16 protein-coding genes and 1 other annotated feature are annotated in these 18,880 nt (G+C 31.6%); of the genes, 5 read left to right on the plus strand and 11 right to left on the minus strand.

From position 1 onward, the window contains the following. Positions 1–47 precede the first annotated feature (47 nt). Positions 48–1,088: a nucleoid-associated protein gene (locus tag RSD37_RS00245; RefSeq protein WP_346944684.1), complete on the minus strand. Its 1,041-nt coding sequence runs from the start codon at positions 1,086–1,088 to the stop codon at positions 48–50. Positions 1,089–1,251: 163 nt separating this feature from the next. On the opposite strand from RSD37_RS00245, the gene RSD37_RS00250 reads away from it, so the two are divergent. From RSD37_RS00250 to leuS, 5 genes are all read left to right on the plus strand, one after another. Then, on the plus strand, positions 1,252–1,800 hold the full coding sequence (locus RSD37_RS00250) for a CYTH domain-containing protein (protein WP_346944685.1): 549 nt from the start codon (positions 1,252–1,254) through the stop codon (positions 1,798–1,800). Continuing rightward, on the plus strand, positions 1,800–2,672 hold the full coding sequence (locus RSD37_RS00255; RefSeq protein WP_346944686.1) for a DUF5685 family protein: 873 nt from the start codon (positions 1,800–1,802) through the stop codon (positions 2,670–2,672). The genes RSD37_RS00250 and RSD37_RS00255 overlap by 1 nt, the downstream gene beginning before the upstream one ends. Continuing rightward, the gene (locus RSD37_RS00260) at positions 2,665–3,279 is read left to right on the plus strand and encodes a DnaJ domain-containing protein (RefSeq protein ID WP_346944687.1); all 615 of its coding nucleotides are present in this window, start codon (positions 2,665–2,667) and stop codon (positions 3,277–3,279) included. Before RSD37_RS00255 ends, RSD37_RS00260 begins: the two co-directional genes overlap by 8 nt. 12 nt (positions 3,280–3,291) lie before the next feature. Then, positions 3,292–3,786, plus strand: a complete 495-nt coding sequence (locus tag RSD37_RS00265) for a hypothetical protein (RefSeq protein WP_346944688.1) — start codon at positions 3,292–3,294, stop codon at positions 3,784–3,786. Positions 3,787–3,834: 48 nt separating this feature from the next. Continuing rightward, positions 3,835–4,038 (plus strand) — a binding site (T-box leader). Between the two features lie 317 nt (positions 4,039–4,355). After that, complete coding sequence (gene leuS / locus RSD37_RS00270) at positions 4,356–6,794, plus strand: leucine--tRNA ligase (RefSeq protein WP_346944689.1); 2,439 nt, start codon at positions 4,356–4,358, stop codon at positions 6,792–6,794. A 32-nt stretch (positions 6,795–6,826) separates the two neighbouring features. Here the strand turns inward: leuS and RSD37_RS00275 are convergent, their stop codons facing one another. The 10 genes from RSD37_RS00275 to hypB all read right to left on the minus strand — a co-directional run bounded on the left by RSD37_RS00275 (position 6,827) and on the right by hypB (position 18,871). Next, the gene (locus RSD37_RS00275) at positions 6,827–7,243 is read right to left on the minus strand and encodes a carboxypeptidase-like regulatory domain-containing protein (RefSeq protein WP_346944690.1); all 417 of its coding nucleotides are present in this window, start codon (positions 7,241–7,243) and stop codon (positions 6,827–6,829) included. A 62-nt stretch (positions 7,244–7,305) separates the two neighbouring features. Further along, complete coding sequence (locus tag RSD37_RS00280) at positions 7,306–8,097, minus strand: GTP pyrophosphokinase family protein (protein WP_346944691.1); 792 nt, start codon at positions 8,095–8,097, stop codon at positions 7,306–7,308. A gap of 518 nt (positions 8,098–8,615) precedes the next feature. Further along, a complete protein-coding gene (locus tag RSD37_RS00285; protein WP_346944692.1) occupies positions 8,616–11,009 on the minus strand; it encodes an ABC transporter permease in 2,394 nt (797 codons plus the stop codon). After that, positions 11,000–11,701 (minus strand): ABC transporter ATP-binding protein, encoded by a 702-nt coding sequence (locus tag RSD37_RS00290; RefSeq protein ID WP_346944693.1) that lies wholly within the window; start codon positions 11,699–11,701, stop codon positions 11,000–11,002. The genes RSD37_RS00285 and RSD37_RS00290 overlap by 10 nt, the downstream gene beginning before the upstream one ends. A 390-nt stretch (positions 11,702–12,091) precedes the next feature. After that, positions 12,092–13,213 carry a hypothetical protein gene (locus RSD37_RS00295; RefSeq protein WP_346944694.1) on the minus strand — a complete coding sequence of 374 codons (1,122 nt, stop codon included), beginning with the start codon at positions 13,211–13,213 and terminating at the stop codon, positions 12,092–12,094. Then, the gene (gene sigI / locus RSD37_RS00300) at positions 13,210–13,929 is read right to left on the minus strand and encodes an RNA polymerase sigma-I factor (RefSeq protein ID WP_346944695.1); all 720 of its coding nucleotides are present in this window, start codon (positions 13,927–13,929) and stop codon (positions 13,210–13,212) included. The genes RSD37_RS00295 and sigI overlap by 4 nt, the downstream gene beginning before the upstream one ends. Before the next feature lie 215 nt (positions 13,930–14,144). Beyond that, positions 14,145–14,762 (minus strand): DUF3267 domain-containing protein, encoded by a 618-nt coding sequence (locus RSD37_RS00305; RefSeq protein ID WP_346944696.1) that lies wholly within the window; start codon positions 14,760–14,762, stop codon positions 14,145–14,147. A gap of 274 nt (positions 14,763–15,036) precedes the next feature. Further along, positions 15,037–15,378, minus strand: coding sequence for a hydrogenase maturation nickel metallochaperone HypA (locus RSD37_RS00310; protein WP_346944697.1), 342 nt, complete (start codon positions 15,376–15,378; stop codon positions 15,037–15,039). 86 nt (positions 15,379–15,464) lie between these two features. Further along, complete coding sequence (locus RSD37_RS00315) at positions 15,465–18,164, minus strand: FAD-dependent oxidoreductase (protein ID WP_346944698.1); 2,700 nt, start codon at positions 18,162–18,164, stop codon at positions 15,465–15,467. 35 nt (positions 18,165–18,199) lie between these two features. Beyond that, the gene (hypB, locus tag RSD37_RS00320; RefSeq protein ID WP_346944699.1) at positions 18,200–18,871 is read right to left on the minus strand and encodes a hydrogenase nickel incorporation protein HypB; all 672 of its coding nucleotides are present in this window, start codon (positions 18,869–18,871) and stop codon (positions 18,200–18,202) included. Between the last annotated feature and the right edge of the window lie 9 nt (positions 18,872–18,880).

Raw genomic sequence — 18,880 nt, forward strand, 5'->3', positions numbered from 1 at the left:
CCATGTTTTTTTATTATACATTCAATTTTCAGGATTTTTTTACACTTCTATTTTTCTGTGTAATTAGTAATATGTTTAATTAACATATTTATACTTCCATCTCCAACTCTCTCAATTTCAAATCTATTTATATCATTGTAGGCTTCTTCAGAAATATAAATATCTATGTCCTTATCAATTTTCAAACGTACTCTTTTAAGTTTCTTTTCCACCCATTGTTTATCTAAATCTATTTTTTCACTTACTCCGCTTTCTTTAGCAAAGGTTTTAAAATTTTCTTTCATCTCTTTATCATTTTGAAATACTTCTTCAGTAAAGGTATTTAAATCAATACTATCTTCTTCTCTAAGTCTTCTTTTAACCTCTCTACGAACTATCTCTTGCCCTTCAGCATTTTCATTTAGAGCAGTTTGAGTCCACTTTTCAGCTACCTTTAAAAATTGCTTTGTTTTATCTCTTTCATTTTCTATAACAGTACATCCCAAATAATTATCTATAAAATAATTTGCACCATAGTCATTATTATCTTTATTGTTTTTGCTTTGTTTATCTATAACCAATAGATCATACTCATTGTCACTAGCTATATTTTTAATAAATGCACATTTTTGTATTCTTGAGCTACTAGAAGGAAGTCCTGTAAACTGAGGAATTATATCTATTCCAATTTTCCCCTCTACGAACTCTACATTATGCATATAATTTTTAATATAGTCCATCTTAAATATACCTAAAAACGCACCACACTCTGTTGTAAATGCTACTGTAAGTAAATCACAAGAAGGAATGCTTCCCTTTGACCTCATTAATATAAACATTTGACTTGCAAGTTCCTTTGATATATCTATTAAATTGTTCTCCCCACTTAAATACTCTTGTGATACTTCCTTTACAATATTTCTTTCTTTATTAAAAACAGCATACTTAAGTTCCTCATCCTTTAAACATCTTTGTATATGTTTAAAAACGAAGGTATAAACCTCTTCCGTTAACTCTAACGGATATTCATTTAAAAGTGGTTCATCTGCATTATTATCCAGAATATGAATTATTGCTTGATTTATATTAATTTCATTTATATACTCCATTATTATTTCCTCCTTAAATTCCCCAATATATATTATATATTCTATTTCGATTTCTATCCATATACAAATAATTATATATTTTCTTTTAACAATATCAATAAAATTTGTTATAATCTTTAACATAGGATATAATTACATCAATAAATAAAAAGGAGTGTTATCCTTGAAGGAAATAGAAACTAGAATCTTAAGAATAAATGTTGAAGAAATAAAAAACAAATTAATCAATCTTGGTTGTGAAAAGGTTAAAGATGAAAATCAAGTTAACAACCTTTACGATTTTCCAGATAGAAGACTTCTAAGTAAAAAAGGTTATGCCAGAATTAGAGTTGTAGAAGATAACTTGAAAAACATAATAGTAAATTATATGACTACAAAGAAACTTCTAAGCCAAGATAAATATAAAATCATGGAAGAAAATGAAGTCATAATAGATAATAGCATCGTCGGTGCTCAAATTTTCACATCTTTAGGACTAGAACTAGTAGAATCAATTAAAAAGCATAGAGAAAGTTATAAATATAAGAATTCTCTTGTTGAGATTGATATAAATGATAAAAACTTTTGCCCTTTCCCCTATCTAGAGATTGAATCTATGGATGAGGACGAAATAAAAGAAATTGTATTTCTTCTAGGATATACAATGGAAGATACAACCTCACAAACTATATTTGAAATATTAAATAGTGAAGGGCCAATTAAAGGAGTATAATGTTTGGTTATGTAATGCCATATAAAATGGAACTAAAAATAAAAGACTATGAGATGTTTAAAGCCTACTACTGTGGACTTTGTATATCTATTAAAAATAATTTTTCTAACTTATGTAGAATGTCCTTAAACTATGATATGACCTTCTTAGGAATACTTTTAGATAGCTTAGAGGATATCCCTCATGAATATGTAGTTAACAGATGTATCGCTCATCCTATGAAGAAAAAACCAAAGGTTATAAATAACAAAGCTCTAGATTATGCAAGCTTTTGCAATGTGGCACTAGTTTATTACAAGCTTTTGGACGATTATAACGATGATAATGCTCTGAACAAAAAATTTATTTCTTTATACATTAAAAAATTCATAAATAATAGTAATTCGGACCTATCTCCTCTATTAAATAATATAGAGGACAATATAAGAAATCTAGGTATACTAGAGAAATCTGAAGACTATATTTCTATAGATGAACTTAGTGATAGTTTTGCATCATTAACAGGATTTATCATATCCTATTATTATAAAGATAAAGATTTTCATGAAGATCTATATCAACTTGGATATAACCTAGGAAGATGGATTTATATAATAGATGCCTATGATGACTTAAAAGATGATATGTCAAAAAATAAGTTTAATGCTATAAACAAAGCCTTTAATACTTCAAATCTATGTTATGAGGATTTAATGTTAGAGCAAAGAAATAGAATGGAGTTCAACCTTTTAATGAGTGCCAATGCCACCGTGGAAGCTTTAAACAAACTTCCCTTAGAAAAAAATAAAGATCTACTATTTAATATACTAGAATTAGGACTTATGAATAAAATAGAAACTATAAAATCAAGGAGTGACAATAAACATGAATAATCCTTATGAAATACTTGGAGTTAAAGAAAATGCCTCTCCAGAAGAAATAAAAAAAGCCTATAGAGAGCTAGTAAAACAATATCATCCAGACAAGTATGAGAACAACCCACTTAAAGACTTAGCAGAAGAAAAACTTAGAGAAATAAACGAAGCCTATGATGCTTTATCTAAGAAGAATGGTTCTAGTTCTAACGGAAGTTATGGGTCTTCCTCTAACTATAATGGAACCTCATCTAACTATAATGACCCCTCTCTTCAAGCTGTTAGAATGGACATCAACAGAGGAAATATTGGAGGTGCTGAAGGAAAACTTAATGCCATTTCCAATAGAAATGCAGAATGGAACTTTTTAATGGGAGTTGTACATCTTAGAAAAGGTTGGTATGACAGTGCCAATAATCTAATAAATACAGCTTGCAGAATGGAACCAAACAACTTTGAATATAGACAAGTGGCCAACCAACTAAACCAGACACAAACATCTTATAGAAATAACTACTACGGTCAACGAAATAGTTCTAATGATATGTGTAGTACATGCATGAATATTTGGATGCTAGATACTTGTTGCGAATGTATGGGTGGAGATTGTATTAGTTGTTGTTAAAAGGAGGTTTTTATGAAAAATACTAAAGCTTCTAATCTAACAAAGGGTGGTATGCTTATTGCTTTAACCCTAATTATATTATATGCTGCAAATTTTTTAACCTTTAACACTTTATTTTTGCTTGGATTAACCTCTGCACTTATTCCACTAGCTATAATTATAAGCGATGTTAAAACTAGTGTACTGGTATATGTTGCATCATCAATCCTAGCATATTTTATTATACCTGATAAAACACTTTGGATTTTATACACTATAATCTTTGGACCCTATGGTATAGTGAAACTTTTTATAGAACAACGTAGAAATACATTTTTAGAATTAGTATTAAAGATTCTATATTTTAATGCAGTTACTTTACTATCCTTTGTTCTATACAAGGAATTCTTTATGCCAAGCTTAAGTTTAGAAATCCCCTTAATTCTAATGGGAAATGTAGCTTTCTTTGTATTTGACTATGTACTTACCGTATTCGTTAATAATATAAGAGGTAGGCGATTTAAATAACTTGACATTCACTATAGATTTAATGTATAATTTTAAAAAACTTAATAAATCATTACAGTGATTAGGAGTAGTAATATAATACTTTATTTTCAGAGAACTACAGTGTGGTGTGATGTAGTAATAAGGGTATATGAACTTACCTATGAGTTTACTTGACAAAATCAAGTACGGATTAACCCGTTATCTTATTAAGTGAGACCTTTATGGTCTAAATAGAGTGGTACCGCGGAATTACAAGTTTTCGTCTCTTTACATAAGAGATGAAGGCTTTTTTTATTTGGCTGTATTTTATGCAAGTGTTAATTCTGGTATCATATTATCCTCGCTAAGCCGTTTCAGAACCTTGATTTACTAAAGTCTTTGGTCAGGTAAAAATCTAAAATACAACAACTCGCATTCTCTCAAACAGGTTGTATTTTTTAACGATTTTCCCCCTCCCAAAGCCTAAGTAAATTCAAGAACCCTGCAAATGGCATTGCACTCAGATAATATTGACACCATTTTCAACAATCTACTAAAATATAGTCCATTATTAATAAACTTTACATGTATCAATGAGGAGGATTACTATGGCTAAATATGGAACTGCTACTGATAAAAAGTGGCAAGATAAATGGGAAGAAACACAGTTATATAAATTTGATGAGAATAGAATGGATAAAAAATTATACGTTCTTGAGATGTTCTCTTATCCATCTGGAAGTCAGCTTCATGCAGGTCACTGGTTTAACTATGGACCAGTAGATTCATGGGCTAGAATGAAAAGAATGCAGGGATATAACGTGTTCCAACCAATGGGCTTTGATGCTTTTGGATTGCCAGCAGAAAACTATGCAATAAAAACTGGAGTGCATCCTAAGGATTCTACAGATAAGAATATTGAAACTATGGAAAAACAACTTAAGGCTATGGGAGCAATGTTTAACTGGGAAAATGAAGTTGTAACTTGTAGACCCGACTACTATAAATGGACTCAATGGTTATTCTTAAAACTTTATGATAAGGGTCTTGCATACAGAAAGAATGCTCCAGTAAATTGGTGCCCTAGCTGTAACACTGTACTTGCAAACGAACAAGTTGTAGATGGTGCTTGTGAGAGATGTGAAAGTGAAGTAACTAAGAAAAACTTAACACAATGGTTCCTTAAGATCACTGACTATGCAGATGAGCTTTTAGAAAAACTTGATACTTTAGATTGGCCTGAAAAAACTAAATCCATGCAAAAACATTGGATAGGTAGATCTACAGGTTCTGAAGTAACTTTCAAAGTTAAGGATTCTGATATTGAATTTAGTACCTTTACTACAAGAGTTGATACTCTATTTGGAGTTAGCTACGTTGTTCTTGCTCCTGAAAATGAATTAGTAGATAAACTTACTATTGAAGAAAATAAAGCTGCTGTTGAAGCCTATAAGGAATCTTCTGCAAAGCAAACTGATATAGAAAGACAATCTATCTCTAGAGAAAAAACTGGAGTATTCACTGGTTCTTATGCTATAAATCCAATAAACAACCGTGTTATTCCAATCTGGGTTGGAGACTATGTACTTAATACCTATGGTACTGGTGCAGTTATGGCAGTTCCAGCTCACGATGACCGTGACTATACTTTTGCACAAAAGTATGCTCTTCCAATTGAAAGAGTTATCCAAGGTGGAGAAGCTCTACCATTTACTGAATATGGCCCAATGGTTAACAGTGGTAAATTCGATGGACTTAAGGGTGAAGAAGCTAAAGATGCAGTGGTTGGAGAACTTGAAACACTTGGTCTTGGTAAGAAAAAAGTTAACTACAGACTACGTGACTGGTTAGTTTCTAGACAAAGATATTGGGGAGCTCCAATTCCTATGATTCACTGTGATAAATGTGGAACTGTTCCAGTACCTGAGTCACAACTTCCATTAGAGCTTCCATATGACGTAGAATTTGCACCAGATGGAAAATCTCCACTTGCAAACTGTGAGGAATTTATGAATACAACTTGTCCTAAGTGTGGTGGTCACGCTCACCGTGATGCTGATACTTTAGACACCTTTGTTTGTTCTTCATTCTACTATTTAAGATATGCCGACAATAAGAATACAGAAGAAGCTTTCAATACAGAATTAATCAATAAAATGCTTCCTGTTGATAAATATGTAGGAGGACCTGAGCATGCATGTATGCACCTTCTATATGCTAGATTTATAACTAAAGCACTTAGAGATATGGGACTTTTAAACTTTGATGAGCCATTCCTATCATTAACTCACCAAGGATTAATTCTAGGACCTGATGGACAAAAAATGAGTAAGTCTAAAGGAAATACAATTTCACCTGATGACTATATCAAAGAGTATGGTGCTGACGTATTTAGAATGTACCTAATGTTTGGTTTTGGTTACATTGACGGTGGAGCTTGGAGTGATGACGGTCTAAAATCTATAGGTAGATTTGTAGATAGAATAGAAAGAACTCTTGACTCTGCTATTTCTGAAATCAAATGTGACAAAGCTACTAAAGACACTATAGATGGAGCTGAAAAAGAGCTTAACTACTGGAGACATTTTGCAATTAAAGGTGTTAGTGAGGATTCTGAAAAGCTTCAATTTAACACTGCTATAGCAAGACTTATGGAGCTTACAAATGCACTTCATAAATATATAAACGAAGAGGTTAAAAACACTAATTTCCTAAAGGAAGTATTAGTTGACTATATTAAACTTCTTGCTCCATTTGCTCCTCACTTCAGTGAAGAACAATGGGAAAACCTTGGAATGGGATATTCAGTATTCAATGAAAAATGGCCTGAGTTTAACCCAGCTGCTTTAGTTAAAGATGAGGTTGAAATTGCAATCCAAGTTAATGGTAAAATTAAATCTAAAATTAATATTTCAACATCTTCTTCTGAGGATGAAATAAAAGAAGCAGCTTTAAATGATGAAACAATTAAAGCTACTATCGAAGGAAAAACAGTTAGAAAAGTTATAGTTATAAAAGGAAGACTTGTAAATATAGTTGCTAACTAATAATAAAAAATCAGAGGTAAATCCTCTGATTTTTATTTTTCACTATGATTAACTGGCAATTTCTTTGTCAGTTTAAGTTTTTCTGAAGATACACTTTCTCTTACTGTAATACAACTATGGTTTGTAGCTTTTGCTTTTACAGTCACTGATTTAATAAATATATCATCATGCCATATCTTTATTAAGTATGTTTCATTTGGAGGCAATGGTCCAAATAAAAATTGACCATACTCATCTGTAAAGCTATGAGTTATAGGTAAAATACTTAGTGGATCACTAGGGTCCTGAAGTAAAATCAACTTTACTACAGCATCACTTACAGGTTTATTATTTTTATCTATTACTCTACCATAAATAACGGCTCTTTTATCGCCATCAGTTTCAACTATAGCGTCTATGTGGTTATCTCCATAAGTAGTTGACTTAATTTTTATTAATTGTTCACTCATATTATATTCCTCAGTCAAATATTGTTATATATCATTATATGAGGGATATATTATTTGTGTGTCTATCTATTATACCTATCAAGAACTTTTTTAGTTTCTTCTAAAAGACTTGTAAGTTCAAAGACTTCTCCAACCTCTAAAAGTTTATTTAATTCTTCTGTAAATCTTGAAGCCTCTCCTATTTTCCCTTGAGAAGATAATGTTAATATATTTTCAACGATATTACTTACTAAGGAAGATTTCACTTCAAACAACTTTTGCGCATCTTTAATTTCATCCTTTATTGTAAGCATCTCCGTATCCAAGTTAAAGGCTGCATCTGCTGCATTCTTTAGCTTCATTCTAATATCCCCCGGTATGTCATGCTTATATTTATAGTTTAATGAATGCTCCACTGTAGCCCAAAAGTTCATAGCTAAGGTTCTAATCTGAAACTCTGCTAAAACCTCACACATGCCATCTGACATGTTTACAGGGTATTTTATAATCATATGATAACTTCTATAGCCACTTGATTTAACATTAGTAACATAATCCTTTTCATAGATTATTTGCATATCACGTCTTCCACGTATTATATTTACTACCTTATCAATATCATCAACAAATTGGCACATGATTCTTAGTCCAGCAATATCCTCCATCTCATACTGAATTCTCTCTAAAGGTATATCAAATTTATTTGCCTTCTCCAGTATGCTTGAGACTTCCTTTACTCTTCCTGTTACAAACTCTATATGTGAATATTCATTTTTCTTCCTAAGTTCTCTTCTGATACTTCTAAACTTTACTTTTAACTCCTCTACTGCTTGATCATAAGGAATTAAAAAACTCTTCCATTCAATAACAGCCATATATGTCATTCCTTTGCTTACCAATTGTATTATTTTCACAGTTAATTATACCATATACTAATCTGTTGTGCTAGTTAAGTTCATTGAAGGTGTATAAGTAAATTAAGCCATATTAAAAATTAACTTAATATAGCTTATTGGTTATATGTATTACACTGTTTAAATTCTCTCATATAAATAATCACCTTAAAGAGTTTATAAATAATTTTTACATGTTAAGAATTTTATCTTATCTCTTTGCAAATAATATAAGCATTACCAATAAAGAAAGGAGAAATATTATGAATTCGAGAATTTCTAATACACTAAAAAGATTTATGAAAAGAATAAAAAAAATGATGAAATAGCATTACTTGCTAAGCAGAAATTATATAGCTAAATATGATTTCATTAGATTTCTAAATTAAATATTAAGGGATTATATTATACAAAACTATATAATGAAATAGTGGCTATCTTAATATAAATCCTTTAAGATAGCCACTATTTTAATTTCAAGAATTTGTTTATATCTATTCTTACTCTCTGTATGCTTTTAAGATTTCTTGTAATGCAACATTTCCAATTCTTCTTTTTGCTCCATAAGAACCTAGAAGGAAAATAACTACTACTATAATAAGTCCGAGAACCCCTTGAAACCATTGGAATTCAAATGGAAGTACCATATTAAAGGTTTTTCCCATGTATCCTATCATTATATCCATAGATAATATGGTTATTGGTATGTTGATTAAATAAGAGCACATGGCATAAACTAAGTAACTATTAAGCATCATATTATTTACTTCTTTTTTACTATAACCCATTACCTTAAGCAATGAAATATTATAATAATTATCCTCAATAGTTAAAGTTGTTAAGACATAAAGCACTAATGCAGCTATTACAATTGCAGCTCCTATCATACCATAAATAGAAATCTTCATGAATTTTTGCATTAAACCAGCCTGTTCCATAATATCATTTTTATTTATTACAGTTAAAAAGTCATCTTTATTTAGCTCATTTTCTGAATAAATACCTGTAAAGAAGCTGACTTTATCTTCATTATCTAAGTTTTTTCCCTGGACTAAGTTCATACTAAGCTCTTCTCTGTTCATATAAACTGTGGATTCTCCATAATCTTTAGAAACTTCAACTACTTCTTTTTCATACTCTTTATTATTTATTTCTACCTTGATTTTTTCACCTTTTTTTACATCTTTAGCTATGGAAAAGCTTTTATTTACTATAATCCCTTCTTTTAATTTGCTCGTAATATTTTCTTCCTTTTCATTGAATACATTGTATAATTTATTGTGTGCCTCAATTCCTTTTATAGATATATTATCTCCACCATACTTTGCATTTTGTACATCTATAAACTTTTCTTCCCCATTATTTAACTTTGGTAGTGTCTTTGTAAAATCCACATATCCTTGGTATTTATAAGCTGTACTTTTATAATTGTCTATAGTCATTTTATCGAAGAAATCACTCATCATAAAACTCATAATAATAAGCATTGATGCAAAACTAATACCAATGAAAAACACTAAAAACTTAGATGTATTTCTAAAAATAAAGGAATATTTATATCTAGTTTGTACCTTTGAATTTTTCAAAAGTTTATTTACTAGTTTATTTACATATCCTACCTTTTCATTCTCTCCTGATCTCAAAAGTTCAATGGATTTTTTAGATAGCATCTTCATTATAATTATAGACGAAAATCCAACTGTGAAAACTAGTGGTAATACTATGGCAGTAAGTACCACACTAAAATCTGTTTCTATAGGTACATTAGGCAATAAATAGAACTCTAAATATAAATTTTTCATTGGTTCTGCTGCCAATGTGCCTAAAAAATATCCCCCAACTAACATAGGTAACGATACTATAATTAATAGCATAATATAAGGCAGTGCTATTTCATATTTTGAATATCCAAGAGCTTTTAAAACACCTATTTGTGACTTTTCACTTTTCAAAATCTTATAGGTTATTATAGCAACAATAAGCACTGCTATGGATGCAATTATCATACTAATTCCAAGAGTAGCCGCTTTTCCAGATTTCAATTCTTCATAAATCGCACCACTCCTTAACTGATTTTCTGTTAGAGTAATATTAGTTATAAAGCTTAAATCCTTATTATCCTTGAAAGTTTTTACAATTTTATTATCAAAATCATCTATATTTCCTATGCCTGCAAAATAGCAATTTTCCACAGCACCTTTAATATTCTCATACTCTTCATCAGTAGTTAAGCCAACTGTAATCTTTGAATTGTCTATTATGAATTCATTACCCATCATAGGCATATTAAAATCTGGGAAAGTAACAAATCCACAAATAGTATATTCCTTACCATTTAATACAAAGTTATCGCTTAAATTAAGATTATTCTTTTCAGCATAAACTCTATTTATAGCAATTTCGTTAGCTTTTTCTGGTCCTCGCCCCTTTTCAATTAAGGATATATTTATATCTTTTCCTGCTTTAAAAACTCTAATTTTATGACCTTGTCCATTTGTGGTAAAATTAATATCTTTAAATTCTCTAAGTTCTAAGTTATATCCCTCATAGAATTTATTAAACTTATCTTTTCTATCTTTTAAAACCTTATAATAAAGCTGTGGATTGACTTTTTTTATGTCCATTACACTTAAAATACTATATCTTGCACTATCCTCTATTTTTAAATTCATTATCTCCTGTTCAGTTAAAGCATTTATCATGTCAATTGAAAAAGACTCTTGTTTATTTTCCTTCATCATGTTTTCCATTGGTGATCTTAAGCCTTCTATGGCATAACTCATAGTGGTATAAATGAAGGCACTTAAACAAATAATTATTCCTATGGATAATAGCTGAAACTTCTTATTACTAAAAGTTTTTAAAGTGTTTTTAAATAACATCTTTATGCCCATTGTATATCCCTAGCCTTCCATTTTGATGTTACTTTTATTTCTTCCACTATTCTTCCTGAATTCATCTTAATAATTCTATCTGCCATATGAGCAATACTCGGATTATGAGTTATAAGTATTGTAGTTGTTTTATATTTTTCATTCATATTTTGTATAATTTCTAAAACCTGTTTACCTGTTTTTTCATCAAGAGCTCCTGTAGGTTCATCACAGAAAAGTATATTTGGATTTTTACATATACTCCTAGCAATAGATACCCTTTGCTGTTCTCCACCAGATAACTGATATGGATACTTCTTTTCCATCCCCTGAAGTCCTACTGCCTTTATTATATCCTCACTATTTAAAGGATTTTTCCCTATAGCTGCACCCATTTCTATATTTTCTTCTACATTTAAGCTTTGTAATAAATTATATTGTTGAAAAATAAATCCTAAATGCTTTCTTCTAAATCTAGTAAGCTTTTCTTCATTATAATTACTTATATCTTCATCATTAATAATTATTTCCCCAGAAGTTGGTGTATCTAATCCACTTATTACATTTAACATTGTACTTTTTCCACTTCCACTAGGTCCTAATATTACAATAAACTCACCTTTCTGTATCTCCAAATTTATATCCTTCAAAGCCAATGTTTCCACTTCTCCGCTTTTGTATATTTTATTTACATTTTTCATTTTTATGGTCATAAAAACGCCTCCTAATCTTTTTGCTATGAAATTAATAATACCTACTTTAATAATACACCTAAACTAATTTATAGTCCTTAGATTTACTATTTATTACTTCTTCCGTAAGAAGTTTTTTCATACAAATCATCATCCATATCCTGAATATGACCTAGTCAAGCAAATTTGCAACACTAATTTCAAAGGAATAATAAAAATATATTCTCCACTAGAAGCATCTAAATATCCCGATAAACCAGACTTGGTTATTAGCATAAAAAAGCACAAGATATTTAATAACATCTTGTGCTTTTTCTACTTGTCCAAAAGTCTAAGCTAACCAGAACTGGCCACGCAAAAAACTTTGTGCAAACTTAATAAAATAGTGTAGCATCTTTCAATAACTAATTATTATTTTTTATTCCCATTATTATTTCCATTAGAATTCCCATTGGAATTTTCTTTTTTCTCATTATTTTCTGATTTATCAGGAGCTTTTCCTTGATTGTCTTCTTTTTTCTCCGTAGCCTTTTCTTTACCTACCTCTGCCTTATTAGCCTCTTTTTCTTGGTTACTTACTGCTTTATCAGCAGACTTTTCTTCACCTGTTTTTGCCTTATTAGACACTTTTTCTTCATTGGTTACTGCTTTATCAGCGGCCTTTTCTTCACCTATCTGTGCCTGGTTAGCTACTTTTTCTTCATTGGTTACTGCTTTATCAACAGTATTTTCTTCATTTATTTCAGCTTTATCACTATCTGTTTCTTCCTTATCTGGTAAAGAAATAGATGAGTTTTCTTTCTCAGCTTTTTTATTTTCCTTTATTGCATGCATAATATCTTTTACTGGTTTGTTTAGCCATTCCTGAAGGTCTATACTATTAGGGTCTTTTGCACTTGCTTGTAACTTCTGCACAAGATTCAACTTACCTGGTGTGACACCAAGTTCTTTGGCTTCCTTAACACGTTGTTCACCTACACTGATTGATTCAACCTCAACTGTATCTCCATTTTCTTCTGTATTGTCTATCACACTTTCGCCAAGTTCAGTGGCAAGTTCTTCTGCTTCTTCCAAATCTTCTGAAGATGTTGAAATTATAATTCCACCCTCCACATCACCATCAAAATATCCATCTTGCGAAAGTTGTTCTACAGTAATTTTTAATGCATCATCAATTTTCATATTACTTAGATTACTTGGGTCAATTTCTTTGAGAATTTCAGTTCCATCACTATTCACTCCTTTGACAGAAAGAACACGTTCAAATCTATTAAGGGAGTATTCGATAGATGGGTTTACATCAAGGCTTACATAAGTATAAGGTGTTGTGTAGACATATACACCACCCGCAATTACAAGTGCAACAGCACTTGCGGTATAAATAGCAATCCTTTTAAATTTATTTGTTATTTGTTTTTTCATTTCAATCACCTGTCCAATCGCATAATTATTATTTTTTATTTTTACTATGCAACCATCATCAGATAGGGCTGCTACATATTTTTCACGTATTTCTACAATAACCGCTTTCATCTATCTAGCTCCTTTCTGATAAACCGCATATATTCTGCGAGGCCGGGATACTCTCCGGAAAGTATCTCCACTGCCGCTATTATATACTTACGGTGACGTTCCAAAATTTTTCGGGGTACCTTTGTATTTTTTTCAATTATTTTTAATGGTAGTTGTTTTAGATTATAAATTTCTTCAATTAAAAGTGGATTTTTCAAAATAAAAACAACTGCTTTTGCACATGACTTTTTTGTTTTTTCTGCTTTCGGGGAACATTCTGAAAGTTCAAAGAATGAAAATCCAAAATTAGCAAATGCTTCATTAGCATCATTAATCTCATATTGCAGCGTATTATCTTTATTTTTATGTACCTTGTCCACTACTGCTAGTCTAATATGAAGATTTTCATCATCATCATTTGATTCTGTATCAAATACCTTAGGATTAACTGCTATTTCATTTTTATACTTAGATTGTGCTCTGTAGTGGTCAATAAGCTGACAACGAATAATCATTTCAGCAAAGCTAACAAAGCTACCTCTATTAAAATCGTAGGATTGTACTGCTTTGTTAAATGCCACAAGTGCCAGTGACCATTCATCATCATTTTTTGTAATATATCGGTGGGTAATTGAAGAAACACATTTTAAGATAAAAAATTGATTTTCTTCAATAAACTGATTAAGTATTTTTTCATCTGTAGCGGCTTGTAATGCCATTGTATCAAATTCTCTCAATATGTTGCCTCCCAGTAATACTATTTTGTCATATAAAAACAACAGCTATATTTTAAAATCTTCCATTTTATATAAAATATAAATATTTTTAATATTTATATGATTATATCAAAGGAAGATTATAAAAACAATTTTATTTAATTAATAAATATTATATATTACCTTAGTATAAAGCTAACATATAATATTCCTTAAATCCTCTATACCGGTCCATCCTAGTTTTTTGTGAATGCTATAAATCCACATTCTGTTGGATGGTCTAAAATATATGCATCGCGATACTTTAATAACATTAATGCAATGGTTATATCTCCGCCAGCCCCTAAAATGTTTATCAAGCTAATAAACATAAGAGCTCCACTTCCAATAAAATAAGATATTGCAAATAATCCAATTCCCAAAATCATAAGAGGCATCAGACCACCAAATATATAACCCCCAAACTTCAATGGTTCCTTACAATGGCAATATGGAGTTAATTTTTCCCATACAACACCCAAATGAATACTTTTCCATTTATCTTTGCAAAACAAACTCCAACTTATCCCATGTATAACTTCATGAATTGCGAAAAAAAACGCCATTACTGGAAAGTACAAAATCAACATGAAAATTCCATTTCCTTCAAAAGAAAAACTGATAGTATTCCATTTTAACATATATAAAATAAAACAAACAACGACTATTGGTGCCGCAGTTATAAATGCCATAAGATTTGCTTTTAGTATAGAAATAATCCCTATATTTTCATTAAATCCTTGGTTTAACATTTCCAAACGATTACTCTCATAACTTTCTATCCGTTTTTGTTTTTCAATATTCTTCTTGTCCATATTAAAAACCTCCTACTTGTAAAACATAAATTCCTTTTATCCCTTTCATTATAAAATTTTTCATCACCTTATTTTAACATTATATAATAATTTACACAATTTTAATGATAAAATAAAAAGCCATAAACTTAATTATGACTTTTAAACTTAATTATGACTTTTAAACTTAATATTTTAAATCAATATTTTTATAGATGTATTTTGGAAAAAACTTCGTTTTTTATACCAAATAAAATTCAAATATGAATTTAAGGTTCAGCTTCTGAGTCTCATTTTAGCAAGCAACGATTTCTTTGATCATAAACTCTCTTCCGCTTAATATCTCAAAGTCTTTACTTCCGCAGTTTGGACACTTACCTTTATTCTCAATGAGATTAAAAACTTTGTTACACTCTTTGCAAAGAGCATTTCCTGGTAATATCTCAATTTCTAATTTAGTCTCTTGCAATGACGTACCATCCACTGCAGCTGGGTAACACGCCTGAATATATTTTGGGATCATTGATGAGAGCTCGCCAATCTGGAGAACTAATTTATCGATTTTTGTTACTCCATTTTTTTTTGCAAAGTCTTCAACATTTTCAATGACATTAATTACAACGCCTAATTCGTGCAAAGGAACTCACCTCTCTTATCAAAGTTTAAAAGCGGAGGAACTTGCATTCCCCCGTCTTTTTTTTTTGTATAATTTATAAATTTATCTTACTTGGATTTTTCATTAGAGAACATTGATCCAAAGAATTTTGCTGGCTTTTTTATAGCAATTCTTACCTTACGTTTTAACGCGTATTTTACTATGGTAGACTTCATATCAGCAAATTCTGGATTTGCATTATCATACTTTCTTACAAGTTTGATTGCATCAAACTTACATTTTGTAGTACAAGCACCGCATCCTACGCACATGTATTCATCTACAACTGTAGCACCACAGCCAAGGCAGCGTTCAGTTTCCTTTTTAATCTGCTCTTCTGTAAATGTACCACGTAAATCCTTGAAAGTGTCTTTGCATGTATTTCCTTCAGCATGACCTGCTTTTTGTCTTGGAATACTATCGTATCCTTCAAGATTAAGAGTTGATTTATCAAATGCAATGTAATCTCTCTTAGTACGACCGATAATCAAACTTTGTCCATTCTGAACAAAACGATGGATTGAAATTGCACCTTCTTTACCCATAGCAATAGCATCGATAGCAAACTTAGGACCTGTAAATGCATCACCACCGGCGAATATATCTGACTCACCAGTTTGTAATGTAATAAGATCACCTTTAATTGTCTTGTTTGGATTCAACTCTACTTTGCTGTCTGCAATCAGGTTACCCCAGTCCATTGCCTGACCTACTGAGATCATCACATTACTTGCATTAACTATCTTAGTTTCATTTTCATCGAATTTAGGATTAAACCTTTTATTCTCATCGAAGACCGAAATACATTTTTTGAATTCCACACCAACAACACGTCCATTTTCAGTAACAATGCGTTTTGGTCCCCAGGAATTGTTTATGCTGATGTCTTCTGCCATTGCTTCTTCAATTTCTTCACCAAGAGCCGGCATTTCCTCACGGCTTTCAAGACAGAACATCTCAACTTTTGAAGCACCCACTCTTGTAGCAGTTCTAGCAACGTCAATAGCAACGTTACCTCCTCCGATTACAATAGCCGTTCCTTCCATTTTTACATCTTCATTAAGACCAACCTTACGTAAGAAATCAACGCCAGTGATAACACCTTTTGCATCTTCACCTTCGATACCTAGATTTCTTCCTGCTTGAGCACCTATTGCAAGATAGAATGCTTTGAATCCCTGACTTCTTAAGTCTTTAAGACTTACGTCTTTACCCACTTCAACACCTGTCTTAAACTCAACACCCAATTCTTTCAACACATCTATTTCTGCATTAACAACATCTTTTTCAAGTCTGAAAGCAGGGATGCCCAGTGCCAACATACCACCAAGAACTTTTTGTTTTTCAAACACCGTTACCTTATACCCATCAACAGCTAGGTAGTAAGCGCATGAAAGACCAGAAGGGCCTGCACCTACAACAGCAATTTTTTTATCATATTCATGTTTTATCCTAGGCACATAGCGATGACCTGTATTCAAATCTTGTTCAGCTATAAATTTCTTGATATCATCTATAGCAATAGGATCATCAATATCGCCTCTGGTACAAGCTGATTCACAATATCTTGGGCAGACACGTCCACATACTGCAGGAAATGGATTTTCCTCTTTGATAAGCTCAAGTGCTTCAGTATATTTTCCTTGAGATGCCAGCTTTATATACCCCTGAATTCCGATATGAGCAGGACATTCTGCTTTACATGGACTTGAGCCAGTATCCACAGAAACTTTTCTATTAGTACGATAATCTGGATTCCACTTGTCTGAACCCCATTCTGTGTCATATGGAAGTTCTCTTTTCTTCTCAATAATAGGTATTTTTGAGCATATTTTCTGACCTACTTTCAATGCATTAGTAGGACAATTTTCAACACACTCTCCGCAGCCAACACATTTGTCTTTATCAACTTGTGAAACATAGTTTGAACGTATCATATCAGGATTTGCCCACATATTGGCAAGTCTCATAGCAAAGCATCCACAACCACAGCAGTTACAAATGGCATGAGTTTTTCCAGGACCATCTGTATTCGGTATATTATGCATTAAACCGTTTGCTTCGGCTTTTTTAATAATTTCAAAAGCTTCTTCACGGGTAATCTCTTTACCTTTGCCTGTACGGATATAATATTCAGCAGCATGTCCCATCTGAATACACATATCTTCCTTCAAGTGGCCGCAACCTTCCCCCATGGCTTCTCTTGATGTACGGCAAGCACAATCAGAAACTGAGAAAATAGTATTTTCTCTAAGATATTTGGAAACTTCCTCATAGGATGCACTTCTAGTTTCCCCTTCAATGGATCTTTCGATTGGAATTACACGCATTGGACCTGAACCTACAGGAACAATTCCTGCTGCCACTGGGCCTCTTTTTTTACCATATGCATCAAAAGCCCTGGCAATTTGCGGGTACTTTCTAACGTTTTCCTTATTGTTAACCATCATTTCCATATGACCTGGAACCCAAATTTCATGCCAGTATTTATCAACACCATCAATTTTGTTAACAAAGGCAACACCGGCATCTGCCAATGCCCATAAAAGTTCCTCTGTTTTCTCTACAGATTTACCGCATAGAGGAGCAATCTCTTTTGCGCTCATAGGTTTACGTAATTCAAGGCAAAGACCTGCTTCTGCCATTTCATCTGTAACAACAGGATCCAATATATAATATTCCGGATGTTCCGGCCTAACTTCTGTTTTTGACCCACGTTTTGTCCTGCTAATCTTATTCGCAAGATCCAATACTCTTTCTTTTGCCATATGTATTCCCCCCAAAGTAAAATTTAATTATAACCCTATTTTTCGTTCCAATTTTTCACTTCATTACGTATCCAGTCAGCCCATTCATCAATTCCCTCGCCCTTTTTAGCAGAGATTGGGATAACCTTGATATTTGGGTTTAATTTTTTTATACGCTCTTTGACTGCCTCTAAATCAAAATCAAAATAATCTATTGCATCCATCTTATTAATTAACACAACATCTACAATAGAAAACATTAAAGGATATTTTAGAGGTTTATCATCTCCCTCTGGTACACTTAAAATCATTGCATTTTTTGATGCACCAGTGTCAAATTCTGCTGGACACACCAAATTCCCTACATTTTCTAAAATAGCAAAATCAACATCTTCTGTTCCTAGTCCCAATAGACCTTGTTTGGTCATATCTGCATCGAGATGACACATCCCACCTGTGTGCAATTGAATTACTTTTGTACCAGTCTGCGCAACAGTATGAGCATCAACATCTGAGTCAATATCAGCTTCTAAAATTCCAATTCTCATTTCATCTTTTAAAGCTTCAATTGTTCTTAAAACTGTTGTTGTTTTCCCCGAACCAGGTGATGACATCAAATTCAACAAAAATGTCTTGTCTTTTTTCAATTCTTCTCTAAGCAAATCTGCTTGTCTATCATTGTCTTCAAAAACACTTTGCTTGATTTCAAGAACCTTATATTTATCCATATTATCTCT

Source organism: Clostridium sp. (assembly GCF_036646415.1).
Classification (GTDB): Bacteria; Bacillota; Clostridia; order Clostridiales; family Clostridiaceae; genus Clostridium_J.